Annotated in this window: 19 protein-coding genes and 1 pseudogene; 11 read left to right on the top strand and 9 right to left on the bottom strand. The window is 62.8% G+C overall.

Features of this window, described 5'->3' with window-relative positions; genetic code table 11:
- Positions 1-131 precede the first annotated feature (131 nt).
- Positions 132-1,493, bottom strand: coding sequence for an exodeoxyribonuclease VII large subunit (gene xseA / locus NH396_RS08755; RefSeq protein ID WP_253063197.1), 1,362 nt, complete (start codon positions 1,491-1,493; stop codon positions 132-134).
- A gap of 453 nt (positions 1,494-1,946) precedes the next feature.
- Between xseA and guaB the strand changes: the two genes are divergently transcribed.
- The gene (gene guaB, locus NH396_RS08760) at positions 1,947-3,416 is read left to right on the top strand and encodes an IMP dehydrogenase (RefSeq protein WP_176676096.1); all 1,470 of its coding nucleotides are present in this window, start codon (positions 1,947-1,949) and stop codon (positions 3,414-3,416) included.
- A 164-nt stretch (positions 3,417-3,580) separates the two neighbouring features.
- On the top strand, positions 3,581-5,155 hold the full coding sequence (gene guaA / locus NH396_RS08765; protein WP_253063030.1) for a glutamine-hydrolyzing GMP synthase: 1,575 nt from the start codon (positions 3,581-3,583) through the stop codon (positions 5,153-5,155).
- A gap of 172 nt (positions 5,156-5,327) precedes the next feature.
- Here the strand turns inward: guaA and NH396_RS08770 are convergent, their stop codons facing one another.
- The 5 genes from NH396_RS08770 to NH396_RS08790 all read right to left on the bottom strand — a co-directional run bounded on the left by NH396_RS08770 (position 5,328) and on the right by NH396_RS08790 (position 9,270).
- Complete coding sequence (locus NH396_RS08770) at positions 5,328-5,945, bottom strand: hypothetical protein (protein WP_253063032.1); 618 nt, start codon at positions 5,943-5,945, stop codon at positions 5,328-5,330.
- Complete coding sequence (locus NH396_RS08775) at positions 5,942-7,015, bottom strand: DUF3500 domain-containing protein (protein WP_253063034.1); 1,074 nt, start codon at positions 7,013-7,015, stop codon at positions 5,942-5,944. Before NH396_RS08775 ends, NH396_RS08770 begins: the two co-directional genes overlap by 4 nt.
- 258 nt (positions 7,016-7,273) lie before the next feature.
- The gene (locus tag NH396_RS08780; protein ID WP_253063036.1) at positions 7,274-8,164 is read right to left on the bottom strand and encodes a pseudouridine synthase; all 891 of its coding nucleotides are present in this window, start codon (positions 8,162-8,164) and stop codon (positions 7,274-7,276) included.
- Between the two features lie 243 nt (positions 8,165-8,407).
- Positions 8,408-8,722, bottom strand: coding sequence for a hypothetical protein (locus tag NH396_RS08785; RefSeq protein ID WP_043333722.1), 315 nt, complete (start codon positions 8,720-8,722; stop codon positions 8,408-8,410).
- A 203-nt stretch (positions 8,723-8,925) separates the two neighbouring features.
- Positions 8,926-9,270 carry a hypothetical protein gene (locus NH396_RS08790; RefSeq protein WP_253063038.1) on the bottom strand — a complete coding sequence of 115 codons (345 nt, stop codon included), beginning with the start codon at positions 9,268-9,270 and terminating at the stop codon, positions 8,926-8,928.
- A 335-nt stretch (positions 9,271-9,605) separates the two neighbouring features.
- Here NH396_RS08790 and NH396_RS08795 point away from each other — a divergent pair, with 335 nt between their 5' ends.
- From NH396_RS08795 to NH396_RS08810, 4 genes are all read left to right on the top strand, one after another.
- Positions 9,606-10,040: a hypothetical protein gene (locus NH396_RS08795; protein WP_176676101.1), complete on the top strand. Its 435-nt coding sequence runs from the start codon at positions 9,606-9,608 to the stop codon at positions 10,038-10,040.
- 1,137 nt (positions 10,041-11,177) lie between these two features.
- Positions 11,178-12,578 carry an ATP-dependent RNA helicase DbpA gene (gene dbpA, locus NH396_RS08800; RefSeq protein WP_253063049.1) on the top strand — a complete coding sequence of 467 codons (1,401 nt, stop codon included), beginning with the start codon at positions 11,178-11,180 and terminating at the stop codon, positions 12,576-12,578.
- A 229-nt stretch (positions 12,579-12,807) separates the two neighbouring features.
- Complete coding sequence (locus NH396_RS08805) at positions 12,808-13,380, top strand: N-acetyltransferase (protein WP_054555319.1); 573 nt, start codon at positions 12,808-12,810, stop codon at positions 13,378-13,380.
- A gap of 186 nt (positions 13,381-13,566) precedes the next feature.
- Entirely contained in the window at positions 13,567-13,734 is a 168-nt protein-coding gene (locus NH396_RS08810; RefSeq protein ID WP_166019763.1) for a hypothetical protein, read from the top strand.
- A gap of 120 nt (positions 13,735-13,854) precedes the next feature.
- Here the strand turns inward: NH396_RS08810 and NH396_RS08815 are convergent, their stop codons facing one another.
- The gene (locus tag NH396_RS08815; RefSeq protein WP_253063051.1) at positions 13,855-15,213 is read right to left on the bottom strand and encodes a NarK family nitrate/nitrite MFS transporter; all 1,359 of its coding nucleotides are present in this window, start codon (positions 15,211-15,213) and stop codon (positions 13,855-13,857) included.
- Between the two features lie 551 nt (positions 15,214-15,764).
- Between NH396_RS08815 and NH396_RS08820 the strand changes: the two genes are divergently transcribed.
- The 3 genes from NH396_RS08820 (at position 15,765) to NH396_RS08830 (ending at position 18,388) form a co-directional block, all read left to right on the top strand.
- Positions 15,765-16,340, top strand: a complete 576-nt coding sequence (locus NH396_RS08820; RefSeq protein ID WP_054555320.1) for an ANTAR domain-containing protein — start codon at positions 15,765-15,767, stop codon at positions 16,338-16,340.
- Between the two features lie 50 nt (positions 16,341-16,390).
- Positions 16,391-17,599 carry a CmpA/NrtA family ABC transporter substrate-binding protein gene (locus NH396_RS08825; protein ID WP_253063053.1) on the top strand — a complete coding sequence of 403 codons (1,209 nt, stop codon included), beginning with the start codon at positions 16,391-16,393 and terminating at the stop codon, positions 17,597-17,599.
- A gap of 168 nt (positions 17,600-17,767) precedes the next feature.
- Positions 17,768-18,388, top strand: a complete 621-nt coding sequence (locus tag NH396_RS08830) for a TetR/AcrR family transcriptional regulator (RefSeq protein WP_043333730.1) — start codon at positions 17,768-17,770, stop codon at positions 18,386-18,388.
- 130 nt (positions 18,389-18,518) lie between these two features.
- Here the strand turns inward: NH396_RS08830 and NH396_RS08835 are convergent.
- A pseudogene (locus NH396_RS08835) lies at positions 18,519-18,701 on the bottom strand (hypothetical protein); the annotation flags it as partial.
- A 184-nt stretch (positions 18,702-18,885) separates the two neighbouring features.
- On the bottom strand, positions 18,886-19,779 hold the full coding sequence (locus NH396_RS08840) for a LysR family transcriptional regulator (RefSeq protein ID WP_253063055.1): 894 nt from the start codon (positions 19,777-19,779) through the stop codon (positions 18,886-18,888).
- Positions 19,780-20,065: 286 nt separating this feature from the next.
- On the opposite strand from NH396_RS08840, the gene NH396_RS08845 reads away from it, so the two are divergent.
- Both NH396_RS08845 and fghA read left to right on the top strand, forming a co-directional pair.
- Positions 20,066-21,175 (top strand): S-(hydroxymethyl)glutathione dehydrogenase/class III alcohol dehydrogenase, encoded by a 1,110-nt coding sequence (locus tag NH396_RS08845; protein WP_043333735.1) that lies wholly within the window; start codon positions 20,066-20,068, stop codon positions 21,173-21,175.
- A gap of 121 nt (positions 21,176-21,296) precedes the next feature.
- The gene (gene fghA / locus NH396_RS08850; protein ID WP_253063057.1) at positions 21,297-22,160 is read left to right on the top strand and encodes an S-formylglutathione hydrolase; all 864 of its coding nucleotides are present in this window, start codon (positions 21,297-21,299) and stop codon (positions 22,158-22,160) included.
- Positions 22,161-22,755 lie beyond the last annotated feature (595 nt).

A 22,755-nucleotide genomic window follows, 5' to 3' on the forward strand; every position in this document is an offset into this window, starting at 1 on the left:
CGTCCGAGGCCACGCGAAAGGCGCAAGGTCAAAAGCGGCCCGGTGCGTCGGACGTGAAGCGCCCGTGAAAAAGCCCCGTTACCGGTTCCGGTAGCGGGGCTTTTTTCGGTCTGGCAGCGTGACAGCGTCGATCAGGGCTTTGGTCTGTAGCGACGTTTGACCTCGACGGCCAGGCGGCCTTCGCCGAGGCGGATCGAGAGCATCTCACCGGGCTGGGTCTGGTGGGCGGCGCGGATGACCTTGCTGTCGCCATGTGCTGGTGTCGAGTGACTGCCGACGCGTTCGACGATGGCGTAGCCGCGGTTGAGTACATTGAGCGGACTGACCGCATTCAGCGCACGCATCGCGCCTTCCAGTCTCTCACGATCAGCGGCCAGACGGCGGGGCAGGGCGTTGTTGAGGCGCGGGGTCAACATCGCCAGTTGCTGACGGTGACGCTGGATATCGCGCGCGGGGCTGGCCTGCTGCAGGCGGCGGGTCAGCTGGTCGGCCTTCTGCTGCTCACTGGTCATGCGCATGCGCACTGCAGTGTGCAGGCGGCGTTCCAGCTCGCGGGCACGCTGGCGCTGGGTTTCCAGCTCACGGGCCGGATGACGCAGGCGCGAGCGGGCATGATCCAGCCGCTGCGCGGCCTGATCGAGGCGGGCACGCTGCGCGCGCCACAGGCGCTGCTTGAGGGCGGTCAGCTGCTGCACCTGGGCGAGCTGATCAGGATACAGCGCCTCGGCAGCGGCGGAGGGCGTCGGCGCGCGCAGGTCGGCGGCCAGCTCCGCCAGGGTGGTGTCGGTCTCGTGGCCGATGGCCGCCACCACCGGCAGGCGCGAGTGGAAGATGGCGCGCGCCAGATGCTGGTCATTGAAGGCCCACAGGTCTTCCAGGCTGCCGCCGCCACGTGTGATCAGCAGTGCATCACAGTCGCTGTCGCGATTGGCCATCGCCACCGCGCGAATCAGCTGCGGCACCGCCTGCGGCCCTTGCACGGCGACCGGCAACACGCTCAGATGCGCCTGCGGCCAGCGCTTGCGCGTCACCGCGATCACATCCTGCAGCGCCGCACCGGTAGCGGAGGTGATCACGCCCAGATGGCGCGGCGGATGGGGCAGGGTGCGCTGATTGGCGAACACGCCCTCGGCCGCCAGTTGCTCCTTGAGGCGCGCCAGTCGCGCCAGCCACTCCCCCAGCCCCGCCTGCTGCAATGCCTCGACGATCAACTGATAGTCGCCGCGCGCCTCGAACAGTGACACCTTGGCGCGCACCCGCACCCGATCTCCGTCCTTGGGCTTCTCGCGCAGAAACTGGGCACGGCTCTTGAACAGCGCACAGCGCACCTGGGCGTTGTCGTCCTTGAGCGTGAAGTAGCAGTGGCCGGAGCGCGGCTGCGAGAAACCCGAGATTTCCCCCTCGATCCAGAGCTCCCCCAGGCCTCGCTCCAGCAGGCCCTTGGCCTCGCGGTTGAGCTGGGTCACGCTGATAGCATTGGCGGCAGACGAGATTTCGAACACGCGACATTCCTTGTGCTGGAGCTGACGGGGAGCTTGAGTGAGGGCGACTATTGAAGCTTGTGAAGAACTGAAGCTTGGAAGCACTGAAGCTTGTGAAGAGCACAAGACAATGATGCCACAGGCGAGAAGCGAGAGACGATCCAAGGCGACCCATCGGGATGCGCTGACCAGTGCCCAGCGAGGCGCGGCTCTGGCAAGGTGACTTGCCGCCCGCCAGCCCGCAGGCCGCGTCATCCGTGGCTTTAGTTGACCAGATGGTCAATGCCGCTGGGACAAGATGTCGCGAGATTGATAGCCTGCGACGTTTGTCTCGAGTGGGGCGAATGGGTTATCATGGGTGATTACCTCGCAGCAATCGCAAGAACCGTAGTCATGGCGCCTGTCCCACGGGCCCTGCACTGCGGCTTTCGCGCATCCCTCATAAACTGCTACTGGGCGTTCGACATGCTACGTATAGCGCAAGAAGCTCTGACGTTTGATGACGTTCTTCTCGTCCCCGGCTACTCCGAGGTCCTCCCCAAGGACGTCAGCCTGAGATCACGTCTCACACGCGACATCAGCGTCAATATCCCGCTCATCTCCTCTGCGATGGACACCGTCACCGAAGCTCGCCTGGCCATCGCCATGGCGCAGGAAGGTGGTGTCGGCATCATCCACAAGAGCATGAGCATCGCCCAGCAGGCCGCGGAAGTCCGCAAGGTCAAGAAGCACGAGAGCGTCATCGTGCGTGACCCGGTCACTGTCAGCCCGAAGGCCAAGATCCAGGATCTGCTGGCAATGTCCGAGGAGCATGGCTACTCCGGCTTCCCGGTGGTCGAGGGTGAATACCTGGTCGGCATCGTGACCGGTCGCGACATGCGTTTCCAGCCTGACTTCAGCGATACCGTCGCCGGCATCATGACCGGTCGCGACAAGCTGGTCACCGTACTGGAAGGCACGCCGCTGGATCAGATCAAGGCCAAGCTGCAGGAAAGCCGCATCGAGAAGATGCCGATCGTCGATGACGAATTCCGCCTGCGCGGCCTCGTCACCGTTCGCGACATCGAGAAGGTCAAGACCTACCCGAACGCGGCGAAGGACAGCAATGGCAGCCTGCTGGTGGGTGCTGCTGTCGGCACCGGCCCGGAAACGCCGGACCGCATCGCGGCACTGGCCGAAGCCGGCGTTGACGTCATCGTCGTCGACACCGCGCACGGTCACTCCAAGGGCGTGATCGACCGCGTCGCCTGGGTCAAGGAGCACCACCCGAAGATTCAGGTCATCGGTGGCAACATCGCGACCGCCGAAGCCGCCATCGCCTTGGCGGAAGCCGGCGCAGACGGCGTCAAGGTCGGCATCGGCCCGGGTTCCATCTGCACCACGCGTATCGTCGCCGGTGTCGGTGTGCCGCAGATCAGTGCTGTCGCCAATGTCGCGGCCGCCATGGCCAAGTACGACGTGCCGGTCATCGCCGATGGCGGTATCCGCTTCTCCGGTGACATCGCCAAGGCCATCGCCGCAGGCGCCAGCATCGTCATGATCGGCGGCCTGCTCGCCGGTACCGAGGAAGCGCCGGGCGAAGTCGAGCTGTTCCAGGGCCGTACCTACAAGGCGTATCGCGGCATGGGTTCCATGGGCGCCATGTCCCAGACCCAGGGCTCCAGCGACCGTTACTTCCAGGACAAGAATGCCGGCGTCGAGAAGCTGGTGCCGGAAGGCATCGAAGGCCGCGTGCCCTACAAGGGCATGATGAGCGCCATCGTGCACCAGTTGATGGGTGGCCTGCGTGCCTCCATGGGCTACACCGGTAGCCAGACCATCGAAGAGATGCGCACCGTGCCGCAATTCGTGCAGATCACCGGTGCCGGCTTCGCCGAATCCCACGTCCACGACGTGCAGATCACCAAGGAAGCGCCCAACTATCGGCGCGACTGAGACATAGCGAAGCGCGACGCAAAGCGGGAGCCCTACACGGGTTCCCGCTTTGCTTAGGTCGAGAAAACTTCTCCCCCGGCGGTTTCGGGGGCCGGAAGGAGACGACGCCGCGCTCCCTCGCAGCTCCGAAGCGGGTCACATGACTCCCCAATGAGAGACTGAAGATGCAAGACATCCATTCCCACAAGATCCTGATCCTCGATTTCGGTTCCCAGTACACACAGCTGATCGCGCGTCGCGTGCGTGAGCTGGGCGTGTTCTCCGAGGTGCGTGCCTTCGACATCACCGAAGAAGAGATCCGCGAGTACAACCCCAACGGCATCATCCTGGCCGGTGGCCCGGAATCCGTCACCGAGCTGGACTCGCCGCGTGCGCCTGAGTGCGTGTTCGAGATGGGTCTGCCGGTGTTCGGCATCTGTTACGGCATGCAGACCATGGCCGAGCAGCTCGGCGGCAAGGTCGAAGGCTCCAACGTGCGCGAATTCGGCTATGCCCAGATTCGTGTCGACGGTGAGTCCGCGCTGTTCAAGGACATCAAGGACCACCTGGACGACGAAGGCCGCCCGCTGCTCGACGTCTGGATGAGCCACGGTGACAAGGTCGCGAAGATCCCGGAGACCTTCACCGTCACTGCCTCCACCCCGAGCTGCCCGATCGCCGCCATGGCGTGGGAAGAGAAGCAGTTCTACGGCGTGCAGTTCCACCCGGAAGTCACCCACACCCTGCAGGGCCAGCGCATCCTCGAGCACTTCGTGATCGAGATCTGCCAGTCCGAGCGTCTGTGGACTCCGGCCAAGATCATCGAAGACCTCACCGATCGCGTTCGTGCTCAGGTCGGTGACCGCAAGGTGCTGCTCGGCCTGTCCGGCGGTGTCGACTCCTCCGTGGTCGCGGCGCTGCTGCACAAGGCCATCGGCGACCAGCTGACCTGCGTCTTCGTCGACAACGGCCTGCTGCGCAAGAACGAAGGCGACCAGGTCATGGAAACCTTCTCTCGCCACATGGGCGTCAAGGTCATCCGTGTTGACGCTGAAGACCTCTTCCTCAGCAAGCTGGCTGGCGTCAGTGACCCGGAAGCCAAGCGCAAGGCCATCGGCAACACCTTCATCGAAGTGTTCGATGCCGAAGCCGCCAAGCTGACCGAAGTCGACTTCCTCGCCCAGGGCACCATCTACCCGGACGTGATCGAATCCGCCGCCAGCAAGACCGGCAAGTCCCACGTCATCAAGTCTCACCACAATGTCGGCGGCCTGCCGGACGACATGAAGATGGAACTGGTCGAGCCGCTGCGCGAGCTGTTCAAGGACGAAGTCCGCAAGGTCGGCCTCGAACTCGGCCTGCCGTATGACATGGTCTACCGTCACCCCTTCCCGGGGCCGGGTCTGGGCGTGCGCATCCTCGGGGAAGTGAAGAAGGAATACGCGGACATCCTGCGTGAAGCCGACGCCATCTTCATCGAAGAACTGCACAACTTCGACTGGTACCACAAGACCAGCCAGGCGTTCGCCGTCTTCCTGCCGGTCAAGTCCGTCGGCGTCGTCGGCGATGGCCGTCGTTACGAGTGGGTCATCGGTATCCGTGCCGTCGAGACCGTCGACTTCATGACGGCCCGCTGGGCGCACCTGCCGTATGAGCTGCTGGAGAAGGTCTCCAACCGCATCATCAACGAGCTGGAGCACGTCTCGCGCGTCACCTATGACGTCAGCAGCAAGCCGCCGGCCACCATCGAGTGGGAATGATCGCCTGACGATCCCCCTCGCTGAGCTGACGCAGCGTTCTGTCGAGACGGTCTCTTGAGCTGATCGAGACGACAACGCAGCAAGCAGAAAGCCCTTCCGGCCATTGGCCGGAAGGGCTTTTTTGTGGGCGCGATTCAGGAAACGCTTATTGCCTTGCTTACTCCAGGTCGTCTCATTCCTGCTCGGCTGGCGTCTGCCTCGCCTTGTGTAGGTCGAGCCTTACGCCGTGGGCAGAGTGGAAGAAGTCGAAGTCGGCCAGTGGGCGGGTGTGGCCGTCGGAAGTTTGCCAGTAGACATCGGCGCGGTGGTTGCGGACTTCGTGCATCACGGCGTCGTATTTCAGCAGCAGGGAGTCCGGTTCTGCCTTGTCGGTCTTCACGTTCCACTCTGTGATGACCAGCACGTAGTCGCCGAGTTGTGGCTGATAGGTGGATGCGAGGCGCGCTCCCACCAGTTGCAGCGTCAGTGGTGTGTGACTCGCTGACAAGGCGAGATGGTGACTGAGGTAGTTGCCGAGTTGATCCACCAGCGGCTGCGGCAGGGGCTGGCCTGGTGCCTGCTCACCAAGGGCTGCCAGTTCCGGCGCGGCGATCAGCAGATCCTCGCGCGGGAACTGGAGCGTGAGGTGCAGCGTGTGCTGCGGTTGCTGCTCGAATGTCAGCACGCTGCCGGGCAGGGCGTGGGCGTGAGCCGTCTCGATGAGGCCGCCTCCCGCCCCGCTGACCCCGTGGCCGAAAGAGATCATGACAAGGGCGAGCAGGGCGGTGCGCCAGGAAACGCGCCGGCTCATTCGGCCTGGCCGCCGTAGTCGTCGGTGCGATCCCGCCATACCGAGTGCGGGTGATTGCCGACCTTGTCGGTGGACTTGTTCGACTGCAACGAGAATTCGATCCACAGTGAGGGGCCGTGGATGCGCACGTAGTCGTTCTCGGCGCTCACCTGCGGCGTGCCAGAGAAGCCGAGATAGGTCTCGGGAAGCTCGGAGGTGTACTTCTCCATGTAGGCGGCGGCTTCAGGGGCGGAGATGTCGTCCACGTAGGTCTCGATGGCCGTCAGCAACAGAGCCTGCTGGTCGTCATCCAGCTCGGAGACAGGGATGCCCTCGTAGCTGTCGGGGATGGCGTCGTCAGCCTGCGGGCCAGCGAGGATGTCACGGTAGGTGCCTTCCAGCGTGGCCTCGGCCTGTTGATCCTCGGAGAGCGAGCTGAGCAGGGTGGCGAAGGCATCGCGTTCCTGGGTCAGCGGCTCGTTCACGCGACCGTTCATCTCGAAACAGGGGAAGGGTTCCACGCCACGGAAGGAGGGCGTGGCACCGGCCAGCTTGCCGTCGGTATAGGTGTTGGCGAAGGCCATGTGGTGACCGCCGTAGTACAGCTCCCATGTGCCGCTCTCACCCGGTGTGCCGAGGAAGGCGAACTTGGTGTTGTAGGAGGAGTAACCGGCCTTGTAGTCGGTGCTGACGGTATTGATGTAGTCATCGGCGTTGAGCGTCTGGAGCATCTCGTCGAAGCCTTCATCGGGCGCGTGGCCGGTGGCTTCCAGCATGATGGCCTTTACAAGGCCGCGCTGCTTGATGTTCAGCTCGCCCAGCAGCACGCCGGGGCGTTTCGGGAAGGCACCGGCTGGCAGGTTGCTCCAGTTCTCGGCCTCTGCGAGGGAGTAGTCATGCTGCAGGTTCTCGAGAAGGTCATCGGAGACATCAGCCTTGAGCAGATCGATCAGGCACAGCATGCGTTCGTAACCGGGCGTATCACCGCATTCGGCTGCGCTCTCGGGGATGGGCACGCTCTGCATCTGGGTGCTGGTGTCACCCATGCGCGCGCGCAAGGCCTCGCTCAGCGCCTGGTCTTCCGCGGGCATCGGCGGTGGCCCGTCGTGGCCGGGCGGCGGCCCGTCGTGCCCTTGTTGTGCGAGGACGGGGAGGGACAGGAGCGCGGCCAGCGCGGCTCCTCCGGTCACTGCGAGACGTCGGGACATCGATGGGCCTATTTTCCGGGGATGAAGGAAAACCTTAGCCCGCCTGACGTCGAGCAGGAAGCTTTCGTCAGATGATTTCTTTGTGCACGTGCCGTGGCCTGTGCGTCGGTAGGCGATGACAGCCACGGGCCATGCCACGGCTCACGCCAGTGTCAGGTCACCGTCGTATTCGAAGCGTCTTTCCTCGCCGGTGACGGGGTCAATGAACTCGAATCCCTTGGAGAGCAGCTGCAAGGGGCGCGCGTAGTCATCCGGCGAGAGCGGTTGCAGCTCGGGGTAGTAGCGGTCATTCAGGATCGGCCAGCCCAGTGTCTGCATGTGTACCCGCAGCTGATGGCGTCGTCCGGTGATGGGGTGCAGCTCGAACAATGCCCGGCTGCCACGCTGGTCGATGCAGCGGATCACGGAGTGGCTGTTGGGCTCGCCCTGCCTTACCACGGTGCGAAAGCGCTGCTCGCCCTGTTCCAGACGATTCTTCACCTCCCACTGCTGGCCTGTCAGCGGTGCCTCGCTGTGTGTCTCGGCGATGGCCTGATAGGTCTTGTGGATATCTCGTGATTTGAACAACTGATGATAGAGAGGACGCGTCTCGGGATTGAGAGAGCACAGCACCAGCCCCGCCGTCACCCTGTCCAGGCGATGCACCGCCTGCAGCGCCTCTATCCCGGTACGCTTGCGCAGTCGCTGCTGCAGGCACTCGTTCACATACAGGCCACCGGGCGTCACCGGCAGAAAGTGCGGCTTGTAGGCCACCAGGATGTGCTCATCCTGATGGAGAACCTGCTCCGCGAAGGGAATGCTCGGCTCGCTTTCCACCTCGCGGTAATAGAACACGCGCAGATGTGGCTGGTAGAGCGACTCAGGCGTAATCCGCGAGCCATCATCGCGATGCACCTTGCCCTCGGCCATGCGCTCGCGCCAGCGCGACTCGGCAATCGCCGGAAACTTGAGCAGCAGATACTCCAGCACCGTCGTCACACCGGGATTGACCTGAGGCAGGCTCAGCTTGGAAGGGCGCGCGGAAATGGACATGGAAGGCCTGAGGTTGAGAGGAGCGGCTTGAGGGAGCCATTGTACAGGGAATGGTGGGGAGCGACGTTGTCAGTATTTTTGCCGCTGTTTCAGGTAGGGGGGCTGGGGCCAGAGGTCTGTTCAAGGCGCTGATATAAAACATCAAAAAAGCCCTCCCGGCATCGCCGGGAGGGCTTTTTCATGCGTCTTGCGGACTACGTTCACCGACGGGTCGATCTGCGGGGTTCTACTGAGATCAAACCATTACATCGGGTGTTGCTCTTCTTCGTAGAGCTCGGCCTTGGCGTCGCGTAGGACATCTTCGCAGGCGCTGTGGTTGGCCAGTTGCAGCATCAGGTTCTGGCTGAGGGCGAAGCCCTTGCCCAGGCAGGTGTCGACCTCTTCGCGGGTGAGCGCCGGGGTGACATTGCAGTCAATCTTCATCGTACGACTACCGCCATCAAAGCGGTCGGCGAGGGCGCGCAGGCGCCAGGCAAGCCGTGTTTTCCAGCGGGCGGTGGGGTCGGGGCCTTCCGTCACGTCGAGCGTGCAACGCCATTCAGGTTTGTAGACCTTCATGTGAACCTCCTCGGCTGGTCGTTTTCAATGATCGATCGTGATGTTCTGCTCCGCGTGCTGTGCTTGATGTCGTGCCTTGTTGCGCGTACCAGAAATGCGTTCCAGTCGTGCATATGACAGTCGTGCTCGAGGCTCGCGCGTCATCTTGATCGACGACAGGCCGAGCCTCTCTCTCACCATACGAGTTTTGGCGCCGAGATACATCAGCCTGAGTGCAAACGTTGCTTATCCTGATGTATCTGCAACAGCTGCTCCAGCGCCAGATGCAGCCAGTCGAAAGTATCAAGTGGCCTCACGACCCGCGCTGGCGCGCCACTTTGTGCAGCGGTGGCGGGGCTGTCAGGCGGAGTGTGCTCACCCAGCAGCTCCGCCAGGCTCTCGACCTGGATGCCTTCGCGTAAGGCGAATGTCTCAAGCTCGCCACTGGCCAGCCAGATCTCCTGAATCACCGTCGGTACCGCACTCATGGCACAGGCGTCGTCGAGAATCTCGCCACGCTCGCGTTGTGCTGCAATGCGCGCGGCATGCGCCAGCAGTTGGGCGCTCAAGGCCGGAAAGCGCGCCTTTGCAATGCGTGGCGGCAGGCCGGACCAGGGGCAAGGGAAAAGGGGCAAGGGGCCAGGATCAGGGCGGGTAAGTCGGCGTTTTTACAGAAGCAGTGACTGCTGATATTGCGCCCAACAATGGCAGCTTGAGGTCGCTAGACCCTCCAGTGCGGCAGGCGTTTGCGCCAAGGGGACGCGAGGCGGGATTGCGCTGCCAAGTGGTTAATCTTGTGAGAAAAATCATCAATCGATGCAACCAGGCGGCCACTTGGTGCGTACACAGCAGCACGTGCGCGCTGCCTTGCAGCGCCGGACCCTTCCCCCTGGAGAGAATTGACATGACGAAGTACGCCGATCGAATCCGCATTTCCCTGTTGCTGCTGCGCCTCGGGGTCTTCCTCGTGATCTTGATGTGGACACTCGACAAGTTCTTCCATCCCGGCCATGCCGCGGCCATCTTCGAGAAGTTCTACGCCATCGGCGGCCTGGGCGAGGGCATCGTCATCGCGATCGCCGTCGTCGAGATGGTGCTGTTGCTGATGTTCGTCGCGGGCGTGAAGAAGACGCTGACCTATGGCCTGGTGCTGTTGCTGCACGCCGGGTCTACCTTCTCTGCCTTCAAGCAGTATCTGGACCCGTTCGATCACCTGCTGTTCTTCGCTGCCTGGCCGATGCTGGCCGCCTGTGTCGCGCTGTTCATGCTGCGCGAGATCGACACCTGCTTCACCCTTGGTGGCAAGCAGGCGCGTCTTGAGGAAGAAGCGGCACGCTAAGTGGCCGTGGCCGAGCTGGCTGCAAGCTCGGCCCTTTTCCTTGATGAGATGACACACAAAAGCGCCGCTCGGGCCATGCTCGGGCGGCGCTTTTGTGTGGGGAGGTATCGCCATCGTGCGTCTTCGTGTGACCTTTCTCGCTTGCGCCGGGGAGAGTGGGGCTCCAGCGTCATTATGTGTTGTTTCTTGTCATGTTTATCAAAAAGGTAATCAGTTAGCTTGTGTGAAGGTAGTAAAACCCATAATTGTGTCTTCTGTTCTCCATAGCCGGCATTACGTAATCATCTGATGACAAGGCCCACAGGCAGCACTGTGTTTGCTCAGGTCACGTCATGCCGTGCATTGCGGCAATGAAGCTGCAGGATTCACGTCAATGGTGTTTCCAAGGTGTTGCCAGCTCTGTGTCTCGGCGACCTGTGTCTTGCGCCGGGCTTGATGACCGGTTTCGTACTGGCTGTCAGTACGCCTGCAATGATCCGATTCGGGAGCTCCCGAGATCGAAAACGCCTGTGCGGCACAGACAGTATTTTTCTATCTGCAAGTCATTGATATTCATGACATCGATTCAGATTTAGTCTCTGGGCGCGCAGCGGCATCACTGATGAGAGCTGGCATTCCTCATATCCAGCATGGGGGCATCTCGGTATGCACCAATCCTGGTATGTCATTGGCATTGATAGTCGGAGGCAGATAACAAGAACGTCGCGATGACTATTCCGTCATGAGTAGCGACGTCATTTGTGTGAATACGCTGCATGAATCAAGGATCGGGAAATATCAGGCAATCTGATAGGCGTTTCCGTGTCATGGCATGCCAGCTGACAATTGGCCATTCTGTTTAATTAACGATAATTGATAAATGATATTTGGCGGGAATCGAATCCTGTCGTGACGAAAATCATGCTTGAGTTGAGTCACGTTCTAGCTGGCTCATACGGTGTGCTGAGAGATGATTCTGGCGGGCAAGGGAGGGCGTTGCTCCAAAAGGCTATCTCGCCTGGGGAGCCGGTATCAGGGGCTGGCATTCGTGGCAGGCGCTATCCGCAGCAGGCGTCGGTGGCCACGCTCTGCTATGCTCTGCGCCCGCGCGTAAGCCCGTTCGGCTCGTGCCTGTTCATCGATTGAAGGAATGTCCTCGTGACTGACGCCACCGCCACCCCTGCCTTTGCCTCTCTGGCGCTGGCGCCCGAGCTGCTCGACAACCTCGCCACGCTCGACTACCACACCATGACGCCGATTCAGGCGCAGAGCCTGCCGCCGATGCTGCAAGGCCGCGATGTCATCGCCCAGGGGCAGACCGGCTCCGGCAAGACTGCTGCCTTTGGCCTGGGCCTGCTGTCGCGCCTCAAGGTCTCGCGCTTCCGGGTGCAATCACTGGTGCTGTGCCCGACGCGTGAGCTGGCTGATCAGGTCGCCGGCGAGATCCGTCGTCTGGCGCGCGGTCTGCACAACGTCAAGGTGCTGACATTGTGTGGTGGTGCACCCTTCGGCCCCCAGCTGGGTTCGCTGGAACACGGCGCGCACATCATCGTCGGCACGCCGGGGCGCGTGGATGAGCACCTGCGCAAGGGCAGCCTCAGCCTTGAGGAGCTCAATACCCTGGTGCTGGATGAAGCCGACCGCATGCTCGACATGGGCTTCGCCGAGGTGCTGGATGCCATCGTCGCCGAGACCCCGGAGGAGCGTCAGACGCTGCTGTTCAGCGCGACCTTCGCCGATGGCGTGCGTCCGATCGCCGAGCGCATGCTGCGTGACCCGGTCAGCATCGAGGTGGCCTCCACCCACGATGACAGCAGCATCCGTCAGCTGTTCCACCGTGTCGCCGATGACGAGGCGCGCTTCGAGGCGCTGCGTATCCTGCTGCTCAAGTACCGTCCGGAATCCAGCGTGGTGTTCTGCAACACCAAGCGTCAGGCGCAGGAAGTCAGCGATGCCCTCAATGAGCACGGCTTCAGTGCCATGGCGCTGCACGGTGACCTCGAACAGCGCGAGCGTGACCAGACGCTGGTGATGTTCGCCAACAAGAGCACCTCGATTCTGGTGGCCACCGATGTCGCGGCGCGCGGGCTGGATATCGATGCGCTGGATGCGGTGTTCAACTACGAGATCGCGCGTGATCTCGACGCCCACGTGCACCGTGTCGGGCGTACCGGCCGCGCGGGCAGCTCCGGCATCGCCTGTACGCTTTACACCGAGAAGGAAGACTATCGCCTGACCAGGCTGGGTGAATTCCTCGAGCAGACCCTGGAAGCCGAGCCGCTGCCCTCGAAGAGCATGCTGACCCGCGAGCCCTTCCATGCGCGCATGGCGACGCTGCAGATCGATGGCGGCAAGAAGGACAAGCTGCGTCCCGGCGATATCCTCGGCGCGCTGACCGGTGACGGCGGCCTGGAAGGCAGCAAGATCGGCAAGATCAAGGTACTGGCGCGGACCACCTTCCTCGCCGTGGAGCGTGATGTCGCCAAGTCGGCACTCACCCAGCTGATGAATGGCAAGCTCAAGGGCCGCTCCTTCCGCGCGCGTCGTCTCAAGAGCTGAGGCGGGCAGCGTTGGCGACGTGTCTGACTGCTGGCGGCGAGATGCCTGAGAGGGGCTGAACCAGGCACTTCATCTGTCATGCGACCTTGATATCACCCCAGGCGATGCCCGCCACCACGGCGGGCATCGTGCTTTTTGAGCAGCAGATTGACGCTCGCAGCCGCTGCGGGCGGTGGCTACGCTTGAGGTAACGTCCCTGATCATCAGGGCGCTGATCCGGTACCTCGTGATGACTGCCAACGCCGTCGATAACCTTCGCATTCGTGAAGAGCGTCTCATTGATCATGAGCGCATCTACCGCATTCATGAATCCGTCTTTGCCGGCCATCGTGAAGCGCGCCTGGGTGACAGGTTGCGTCGAGGCAATCTGGCGCAGATCTCGCTGGTGGCCGAGCGTGTCACCGACCCGGAGACCGGCCGCCACCTCAGTGAAGGCGAGGGCGGTCTGCTGGGGCATGTGATGGTGTCGCGCGTGGAGCTTTCCGGCTACCCGGACCGCGTGCTGATGGCGTTGGCGCCGCTGGCGGTGCTGCCCCAGCATCAGCGTCACGGCATCGGCAAGCGACTGGTGATCTCGGCGGTCAAGCGCTGTCGACTGCTGGGGGCGGGGGCCGTGGTGGCGGCCGGTCATGCGGATTTCTATACCCACCTGGGCTTTCATCCGGCGTGTCATTACGGGCTCTACTGCCATCATGACGACGTGCCGGGTTCCTTCGTCGCCTTCGAGCTGCTGCCGGACTATCTGGAGGGGCTGGGCGGTGAAGTGCAGTTTCCCGATACCTTCTCTGAGCTGGGTATCTGATCAGCCCTGCGCGGTTGAGCTGAGCAGCCCTGAGCGATTGGTTTTGATCAGCCACAGGCAACTCGGCGTTGCGTGACCCTTGAAACGGCAAGGCTCCTGCTCCATGTCATGGGTAGCACCACGTGGCAGCCTGCGGGTGATGGCAGCTGTCGCGTCATTCCGACCGATGATTCAAGGAGAGACATCATGAAGCTCAAGACTCTGGGTAGTTCGCTGATGATTGCCATGCTCGGTCTCGGTGGCCTGTCGCTCGCCGGTTGCGAGGACGAAGGCCCGATGGAGAAGGCCGGTGAGAAGATGGACAACGCCGTCGAGGAAGCCGGTGATAGCGTCGAGAACGCCACCGATAGCTGAGGCTCGGCTGTCAGCGCCGCGATGAGTCGCCGCTGACCTGAGCTGTCATCAGACACAAGAAGGCCCCGCCTCCCAGAGGCGGGGCCTTCTTGTGTCTGGCTCGGGGAGAAGGAAATCCGCTTATGCCGAGGCGGGCTGCTGCTCGCTCTGCTGCTTGCGGTCCGCGATGGCGGCGTCGTAGGCGCGGCTTTCCTCGGCTTCGGTGGCGGCGCTGAAGCGCACCAGCAGCGCGAACAGCGAGATCACGATCACGCCCATGCCCAGGTACATCAGGCCTTCCTGGTAGGTCAGCTCCTCGCTGCGGAACAGGAAGCCCGCGGCGACCGCGCCTGCGTTGCCGCCGGCACCGACGATACCGGCGACCGCGCCGAGCGCCTTGCGATTGACGAAGGGCACGATACCGAAGGTCGCGCCCTCCGCCATCTGCACGAAGAGGCTGAAGACCAGCATGATGCCGATGGCCACCGCGAGGGTTTCCATCTGCGCGAAGCCGACCAGCGCGACGCCTTCACACAGCAGCGCGATGAACAGCCAGCGCACGCGGCCCTTGAGGCCGGCCTGGCGGGCGAAGAGATCGGAGAAGACGCCGCCCAGGGTGCGGGCGAACAGGTTCATCAGGCCGAACAGGCCAGCGATGAGACCGGCGGTGGCGAGATCGAGATCGAAGTGGTCGAAGAAGTAGATGGCGGCGACGTTGTGGATGGTCAGCTCGACCCCGAAGCAGGCGCCATAGACGAGGAACAGGGCCCAGACACGGATGTCGCGTGCCGCCGCGCCGAAGGTGGCGCGCATGCTGTATTCCTTCTCGGCCTTGGGCAGCTCACCACGCTCACGCAGCTCGCTGAAGTTGCCGTCCGGCGCATCCTGGGTGAAGAAGTAGTAGGCGATACCGGTGAGGAACAGCACGATGCCCGGCACGACCATCGCCAGACGCCAGCCCAAGGTCTGCTCGACGCCCAGCATCAGCAGGCCGGCCATCACCAGCGGCATCAGCATCTGGGTAGTGCCGCCGCCCAGGTTGCCCCAGCCTGCGGTGGTGGCGTTGGCGGTACCGACCACATTGGGGCCGAACATCACGGAAGTATGGTACTGGGTGATGACGAAGGAAGCGCCGATGGCACCGATGGCCAGGCGGGCCAGGAAGAAGGATTCGAAGCTGTCGGCGAAACCGATGCACATCACCGGCAGCGAGCCGAGGCACAAGAGCCAGGTATAGGCCTTGCGTGGCCCGATGCGATCACACAGCACGCCGATGGCGAGACGCACGATCACCGTGATGGCGACGGAGGCGATGATGGTGTTGCCGATCTGGGTCTTGGTCAGGCCGAGGTCGTCACGTACCACGGCCATCAGCGGCGCGATGCCGAACCAGCCGAAGAAGCAGACGTGGAAGGCGAACCATGACATGTGGAAGGCGCGCATCTGCGGAGTGTTGAAGCTGAACAGCCGGATGCGGCTGGCCTTGTTGCGGATATCCATGAGTGGGCTCCTGATTCAGCGTCGGTGCCGGGCACGAGGTCAGGTGTGCTCGGCGAGTGGTCGAACGGCTGTGAATGAACGACAGCAAGGGCGCCTCGTCATTGAGGGGCCTGGTTCGACGCACTCGTACTCCGAAGAGCCTGGTCCACGTCATGGATAGCGATGGCAGCAGTCGGTGATGCCATGGTTGCCGGCAGCAGAGTGTCCGTACGGCAAGTGACAGGAACAAAGCAAGTAGCGCGCCAGTTGCGGGGGTGTGAGAGGGACAAGTCCCAGAAGATCAATGGCTTGGCAAGGACAGTAGGGTGGCACGTGCAGGCGGTGTCTCGGGCTGGATGCGCGCTGGCGGTGCGTCAGCAAGGCGCGGGGTACCAGTCTGGCGCACGCGAATGGTGCTGGGAGGGTCGGCAAGGCGCATGCCTCATTGCAGTGCAGCGACGCTTTCGGCTCGACCGCTCTGAAGGCCTTTGGCCGCAAGGTTGCACCAGATTGCGGCACGGATCCTGCTTGGGTGTACGGCAAGTCTCATGCCCGACCCAAGGAAACCTGACATGCCCGTGACCGTGCTGATCGTCGATGTCCGCAGTGAGCGCTCCGCCGCGCTGGAGCAGGCGCTATTGAGCGCCGGCTTCGAGGTGGCGCTGCGCGTTGACGAGCACGAGGACCTGCACGCGCTGGTCGAGCAGCATCAGCCCGATGCGGTGATCATCGACGCCGACCTGCCCAGCCGCGACACCCTGGAGCATCTCGGCCAGCTGGGGCGACGCTATCCCAAGCCGATGATCATGCTGGCCAGTGAAGATGCGCCGGACCTCGTGCGTGAGGCGGCCGGCGCCGGTGTCTCGGCCTATGTGGTGGACCACGTCATGCCAGCGATGGTGCGCAGCATGGTCGAGGTCGCCATCACCAGCTTCGAGGCGCACCGTGCACTCAAGGGGGAGCTCAACCGTACCCAGACCACATTGGTGCAGCGGCGCAGCGTCGATCGCGCCAAGGCCGTGGTGATGGAGACGCGCGGGCTCAGTGAAGATGCCGCCTATCAATACCTGCGCAAGACCGCCATGAACCGGCGCCTGGCTCTGCATGAGCTGGCCGATGAGCTGCTCAAGGCCGCGCGTCGGCGCTGAGCCGGTCGCCGTACTGTCCTTCTCTCTCGATCGTTCAAGAGGTATGCGTGATGCCCACAGATGTACCCCTGAATGGCCATCAGCTGACGCTGGGCCTGATGCCACTCAATGATGCCGCGCCCTTCGTGGTCGCTGAGCAGTTGGGGCTTTTCCGCGAGGAGGGGCTGGCGGTGACACTCAAGTGGCAACCCTCGTGGGCAGCGTTGCGTGATGACCTGCAGACCGGCGTGTTGCAGGGCGCGCAGATGCTGGCGCTGATGCCGCTGACCTCGACCCTGGGCCTGGATGGCCGCGCCACACCGGTGATCAGCGCCATGACGCTCAATCTGGGCGGCAACTCCATCACCCTGTCGCGCGCACTGATGGCGACGCTTGGCGAGAATGGTCACGCGCTTTCCAGCCCGCTGCAGGTCTCCGAGGCGCTGGCGGCGCATGTGCGCGAGCGCAAGCAGCGCGGCGAGCCCCTGCTCAAGCTGGCCAGCGTGCATCCGTTCTCCTCGCATCGTTATCTGTTGCGCTACTGGCTGGCGGCCGGCGGCATCAATCCGGACCGCGACGTCGAGATGCGTGCCGTGGCACCGCCGCTGATGGCGGCGCAACTGGCTAGCGGTGCGCTGGATGGCTTCTGTGTCGGTGAGCCCTGGAACAGCCTGGCGGCGGCACAGGGCATGGGGCAGGTGGTGGCGGGCAGTCATGATATCTGGCGCTTCGGGCAGGAAAAGGTGCTGGGCGTGCGCGAGGACTGGGCGGAGCAGCATCCGCTGGCGCATCAGGCGCTGATTCGCGCGCTGCTCAAGGCCTGCGCCTGGCTGGACCGCCCCGGCAATCGGGCCAGGGCGGCCGAGTGGCTGCATGATGAGGGCATGCCGGAGGTGCCGATGAGCGTGGTGACGCGCGGACTGGAAGACGTGGATGTCGAGCAGTCGGTGGAGGAGTTTCAGCAGCAAAATCCCGGCTGGACCATCTTCCATCGCTACGCGGCCAACTTCCCGTGGCGTTCCCAGACACGCTGGTACATCGCCCAGATGCAGCGCTGGGGCCATCTGCAGGGCTTCAGTGACGAGGATCTCGAGGCGACGCTGGCGCGGTGCGTCCGGCCGGACCTCTACCGCACGGCGGCCCGCAAGCTGGGCATGGTGGTGCCGGTGGTGGATGAGCGCAGCGAAGGCACGCATCCGTCGCCCTGGTGGCTGAGCGGTGAGGCGGGCCAGGTGCCGATGCCGGCGGATGGCTTCATCGATGGTGCGGTCTTCGAGTGATGTCGCAGGCGCGGTGCTTGCCGATCCGCGCTGGCGCGGGATTGCACAGCACTTGCAGAGTCGCCATCTCCCTTGCCGGATGGCAGGGGGGAACCTGACGGCTCAGACATGTTGGCAGTGCGGTTGTGATATTCTCATCGCACTGCCAGCACCGCGTCAGGGGATCGCATGACCACTCGCAAGTCTCAGATTCGCAAGGATAATGTCGGCCGCATCCTGCTCGCCGCCGAAAAGATCTTCGCTCTCAAGGGCTATGTCGGCGCCAGCATGGTCGATATTGCCGCCGAGGTAGAGCTGCCCAAGTCCAATCTGCATTATTACTTCAGCACCAAGGAAGCGCTGTATCGCGCGGTGCTCGATGGCCTGCTGGCGCTGTGGAAGGAAGATGCGCTGTGCTTCGAGGCCTACGATGACCCGCAGCTGGTGCTCTCCACCTACATTCGCGCCAAGATGATGCACTCGCGCCAGCGCCCCTATGGCTCCAAGGTGTGGGCCAGCGAGATCATGCAGGGCGCGCCGGTGCTGGGCGAGGAGCTGACGGTGTGGCTCGACGAGTGGGCCGAGATGAAGAAGTCACGTCTGCGTCAGTGGATCGGCGAGGGCCGCATCGACAACGTCGATGCCTCCGCCTACCTGTACATGATCTGGGCCAGCACTCAGCACTACGCCGACTTCGATCATCAGATCGCGGTGCTCAATCAGGGCAAGGCGCTGAGTGATCGCGAATTCGAGCAGGCGGTGCAGAATGTGACGCGAGTGCTGCTGAAGGGCGTCGGGCTGTCCGCCTGAGCCAGCAGGTGATTTCATGATTTCATTATCTTTAGGCTAATCATGGTCATCATTGGTGGGTCATCAAGCCAATGAAAAAGGGGCTGCCATTGCTGGCGGTCCCTTTTTTGATTCTCATCTATTGCTGGCTGTTCACCGCCGCCGCATATTTCCCCAGCGTCTTCCTGACCACGCCGCCCCAGCCGGCCTCGAAGGCGCGTACCACGTTGTAGGCCCTGTCGGTGAGTGGGGCGTTTGCCAGCCAGAAGGGGGTGGGTGCACGGATGTCCGCGCCGGTCACTTCCGAGTGTCTGGGCACTGCCAGGGCGTTCAGTTCGCCGCTCTGATGCAGCATCTTGATGAATTCGGTGACCGCCATCAGGGCGCTGATGAAAATTGTCAGTGCAATGACAGACGAGCTGCCGATTGGCAGCCCGTCTGTCGTTCGTCAGCTTCTTCATTCATCCGCCCATCGACTCATCCGCTCATCAATTTGGCAACTCATCCGCAGCGGCGCGTCATTCGCCAAGGCTGGGGATACCATCTTCGAAGCGCTCGACCATGAAGTCGACGAACTGGCGCACCTTGGGTGAGAGATGGCGGTGGCGAGGATAGACGATCCACACCCCGGTATCGCGCACCTGGTACTCATCCAGCACCGAGATCAGCTTGCCGCTGGCCAGATGGGGCGCGACGTAATAGTCGGGAATCTGGGCAAGGCCGAGGCCCTTGAGCGTGGCGTCCAGCAGCGCCGGGCCGGAGTTGGCCTGCCAGCTGCCGGTGATGCGCACCTCGCGGCGCTGGCCCTCGACCTCGAACAGCCACTCGCGCTTGGAGCCGGCCAGACAGCGGTGGCTGGAGAGCTCGGCCAGGGTGTGCGGGCGCGGCGCCTGCTGGAAGTAGTCATGCGAGGCGACGACGAATTCGCGGCGGTCCACCAGTCGCCTTGCGATCAGCGAGGAGTCCTTGAGTACGCCCATGCGGATGGCGACGTCGAAGCCCTCGTCGATCAATTCCACCGGACGGTTGGTGAAGTGCATCTGCACTTCCAGTTGCGGGTGCAGCAGCTGGAAGTCGTTGACCAGCGGCGCGACGTAGCGCTCGCCGAAGGTGGTGGCGCTGGTCAGCTTGAGCACGCCGCTGGGGCGGGCGTGGAAGTCACCGATGGCCTGTTCGGCGGCGCGGAAGCCATCGAAGAGATGATGGCAGTGCTCGAAATACACCTGACCGGCATCGGTGAGGCGCGTCTGCCGGGTGGTGCGGTAGAGCAATTGGGTATCGAGTTGGGCTTCCAGCTGGCTGATCAGACGGCTGACATGTGAGCTGGACACCCCGAGATGACGGGCGGCACCGGAAAATGAGCCGATTCTGACGACTTCCACGAAGGCTTCGATACGGTCCCAGCGCTGCATGCTGGCTCCTCTTTCATTGTTGTTGAGTGGCAATAATCATCTGAGTGCCGACGGCTTAATCCCACCCGCATGACTGCGTAGACTGTGCTCCATGCCGAGCCCGCAAGGATGAACCGCAAGGACGAGCCCAGTGCCTGTCGCGTTGGGAGTCCCTCGGGCGACTCATCCATGCAACCTGTCAGGTGCTGCTACCTTTCAGGATGGCCTCCGTGGTGATCGTCACCACACCAGGGGGCATGAGATTGGCAGCCAGTTTACCGCTATTGATGCTCACTAGGAGAGATTCATGAAATCACGTGCTGCGATTGCGCTGGAAGCCGGCAAGCCGCTGGAACTGGTCGAGATCGATGTCGAAGGGCCGAAGGCCGGTGAGGTGCTGGTACGCATCGTCAATACCGCCGTCTGTCACACCGATGCGTTCACCCTGTCCGGCGCAGACCCGGAAGGTCTGTTCCCGTCCGTGCTGGGCCACGAAGGCGCCGGTATCGTCGAGGAAGTGGGCGAGGGCGTGACGGGCCTGGTACCGGGCGACCACGTCATTCCGCTCTATACAGCCGAATGCGGCAAGTGCAAGTTCTGCCTCTCCGGCAAGACCAACCTGTGCAGCGCCGTGCGTGCCACCCAGGGTCGCGGCCTGATGCCGGACGGCACCTCGCGCTTCTCTCTCGATGGCAAGATGCTGCACCACTACATGGGCACCTCTACCTTCTCCGAATACACCGTGGTGCCGGAAGTCTCGCTGGCCAAGGTGTCCAAGGAAGCGCCGCTGGACAAGATCTGCCTGCTGGGCTGTGGCGTCACCACCGGTATCGGCGCGGTGATGAACACCGCCAAGGTCGAGCCGGGCTCTACCGTCGCCATCTTCGGCCTCGGTGCCATCGGTCTGGCCGCCATCCAGGGTGCGGTGATGGCCAAGGCGTCGCGCATCATCGCCATCGACATCAATGAAGACAAGTTCGACCTGGCCCGCAAGTTCGGCGCCACCGACTTCGTCAACCCGAGCAAGCTGTCCGTGCCGGTCCAGGAAGCCATCGTCGACATGACCGACGGCGGCGTCGACTACTCCTTCGAGTGCATCGGCAACGTTAATGTCATGCGTGCAGCGCTCGAGTGCGCGCATAAGGGCTGGGGCGAATCCATCGTCATCGGCGTCGCCGGTGCCGGTGAAGAGATCTCCACCCGTCCGTTCCAGCTGGTGACCGGGCGCGTCTGGAAAGGCTCCGCCTTCGGTGGCGTCAAGGGCCGTACCGAACTGCCGGGCTACGTCGAGCGTTACATGGATGGCGCGATCAATCTGGACGACTTCATCACTCACCAGATGCCGTTCGAGAAGATCAACGAATCATTCGATCTGCTGCACGAAGGCAAGTCGATCCGTACCGTGCTGAGCTTCTGATCCGAGGCTGAACTGCCGCCGGGCAACAGGGAAACACCTGTTGCCCGGTGAGGTCTGGAACGCGAAACGGCGTCGGCTTGCCGACGCCGTTTTCATGGGCGATATCACAAGGGAGAACATGATGACCGCGACCGAACAACTCGAGCTGGTCAGCGCCAACAAGGTGCATGGCGGCTGGCTCAAGCGTTACCGTCACCGCAGCGGCAGCCTGGATTGCGACATGGTGTTCGCCATCTATCTGCCGCCCCAGGCCGAACAGGGCTCGGTGCCGATGCTGTGGTGGCTGTCGGGGCTGACCTGTACCGACGAGAACTTCATGCAGAAGGCCGGCGCGCAGAAGAAGGCGGCGGAGCTGGGCATCGCCCTGATCTGCCCGGACACCAGCCCGCGCGGTGTCAATCTGGACGGCGAAGACGACAGCTACGACTTCGGCAGTGGCGCAGGCTTCTACGTCAATGCCACCCGCGAGCCTTGGGCGCGTCATTACCGCATGTATGACTACGTCACCGAGGAGCTGCCGGCGCTCGTCAAGCGTCACTTCCCGGTAGACGGCGAGCGTGAATCCATCTCCGGTCACTCCATGGGCGGCCATGGCGCGCTGATCTGTGCGCTGAAGAACCCGGGACGCTATCGCTCGATCTCCGCCTTCGCGCCGATCGTCAATCCGATGGCCTGCCCGTGGGGCGAAAAAGCCTTCAGCGGCTATCTCGGCGATGACCGCACCCAGTGGGCGCAATGGGATGCCTGCGAACTGGTTAAGCAGGTTCACGCCAGCGGCGCCGAACGCCAGGAGCTGTTCGTCGAGCAGGGCGAAAGCGACCAGTTCCTCGAGGAGCAGCTCAAGCCGGAGCGTCTGGAGGAAGTCTGCGCCGGACTCGATCATCCGCTCGTCCTGCGTCGCCAGCCCGGCTACGACCACAGCTACTTCTTCATGGCCAGCTTCATCGATGAGCATCTTGCCTACCATGCGAAACACCTCCTCTGAGAGGTGTGGGTGTGGTAGCCGGTAGAAATGAAAAGGCACGCGAAACACCTCTGAGTTGAGTCTCAAGCCTCGGTGTTGAGGTGTGAAAGTCCCAATCGCAGATGATCGCTCGCCGAGCAGAGACACTGCGTGAAAGACAGAAACGACAGCCCCGCTATCGATTGATGGATAGCGGGGCTGTCGTTTTTTCGTCATGAGAAGCGGGTTCTTTCAGAATCTCAAGGCATGAAAGCCCGTTTTGGTGGCATTTGCTTATGCTGCGTCAGTGGCAGTCAATCCAGACGTTATCCTGTGCCGTACGGCAACGATGATTTGCTGCACAGCGGCGATAAAGTCACTGCGCCAGGCAGGCGCGATGGTTTACTGTCGAGACGTGGACAACGCACGACGTCCAGGCAGTGAATCACGACATCCCTGACGTTATCGGAATTGCAGAGGTCGCTTGTTGACCTCCCCCTGATGGGGCCGATTGCCGATGTCGTCGCTGCTGGAGCTGACCCTCCGGGTTCGCTCCCTGCTGAGACCCAATAACGATAATACTGCAGACCCCCGCCGGCCTCATCAGGCCACGGGAGAGGGCGCCACGAGGCCCCGG

Source organism: Cobetia sp. Dlab-2-AX, assembly GCF_024124625.1.
GTDB lineage: Bacteria > Pseudomonadota > Gammaproteobacteria > Pseudomonadales > Halomonadaceae > Cobetia.

Bases quoted from the DNA above. Each gene is read 5' to 3' on its own strand.
- guaB (WP_176676096.1), top strand. From the start codon at position 1,947: ATGCTACGTATAGCGCAAGAAGCTCTGACGTTTGATGACGTTCTTCTC.
- guaA (WP_253063030.1), top strand. From the start codon at position 3,581: ATGCAAGACATCCATTCCCACAAGATCCTGATCCTCGATTTCGGTTCC.
- NH396_RS08770 (WP_253063032.1), bottom strand. From the start codon at position 5,945: ATGAGCCGGCGCGTTTCCTGGCGCACCGCCCTGCTCGCCCTTGTCATG.
- NH396_RS08775 (WP_253063034.1), bottom strand. From the start codon at position 7,015: ATGCCCGCGGAAGACCAGGCGCTGAGCGAGGCCTTGCGCGCGCGCATG.
- NH396_RS08780 (WP_253063036.1), bottom strand. From the start codon at position 8,164: ATGTCCATTTCCGCGCGCCCTTCCAAGCTGAGCCTGCCTCAGGTCAAT.
- NH396_RS08785 (WP_043333722.1), bottom strand. From the start codon at position 8,722: ATGAAGGTCTACAAACCTGAATGGCGTTGCACGCTCGACGTGACGGAA.
- NH396_RS08795 (WP_176676101.1), top strand. From the start codon at position 9,606: ATGACGAAGTACGCCGATCGAATCCGCATTTCCCTGTTGCTGCTGCGC.
- NH396_RS08805 (WP_054555319.1), top strand. From the start codon at position 12,808: ATGACTGCCAACGCCGTCGATAACCTTCGCATTCGTGAAGAGCGTCTC.
- NH396_RS08810 (WP_166019763.1), top strand. From the start codon at position 13,567: ATGAAGCTCAAGACTCTGGGTAGTTCGCTGATGATTGCCATGCTCGGT.
- NH396_RS08815 (WP_253063051.1), bottom strand. From the start codon at position 15,213: ATGGATATCCGCAACAAGGCCAGCCGCATCCGGCTGTTCAGCTTCAAC.
- NH396_RS08820 (WP_054555320.1), top strand. From the start codon at position 15,765: ATGCCCGTGACCGTGCTGATCGTCGATGTCCGCAGTGAGCGCTCCGCC.
- NH396_RS08825 (WP_253063053.1), top strand. From the start codon at position 16,391: ATGCCCACAGATGTACCCCTGAATGGCCATCAGCTGACGCTGGGCCTG.
- NH396_RS08830 (WP_043333730.1), top strand. From the start codon at position 17,768: ATGACCACTCGCAAGTCTCAGATTCGCAAGGATAATGTCGGCCGCATC.
- NH396_RS08840 (WP_253063055.1), bottom strand. From the start codon at position 19,779: ATGCAGCGCTGGGACCGTATCGAAGCCTTCGTGGAAGTCGTCAGAATC.
- NH396_RS08845 (WP_043333735.1), top strand. From the start codon at position 20,066: ATGAAATCACGTGCTGCGATTGCGCTGGAAGCCGGCAAGCCGCTGGAA.
- fghA (WP_253063057.1), top strand. From the start codon at position 21,297: ATGACCGCGACCGAACAACTCGAGCTGGTCAGCGCCAACAAGGTGCAT.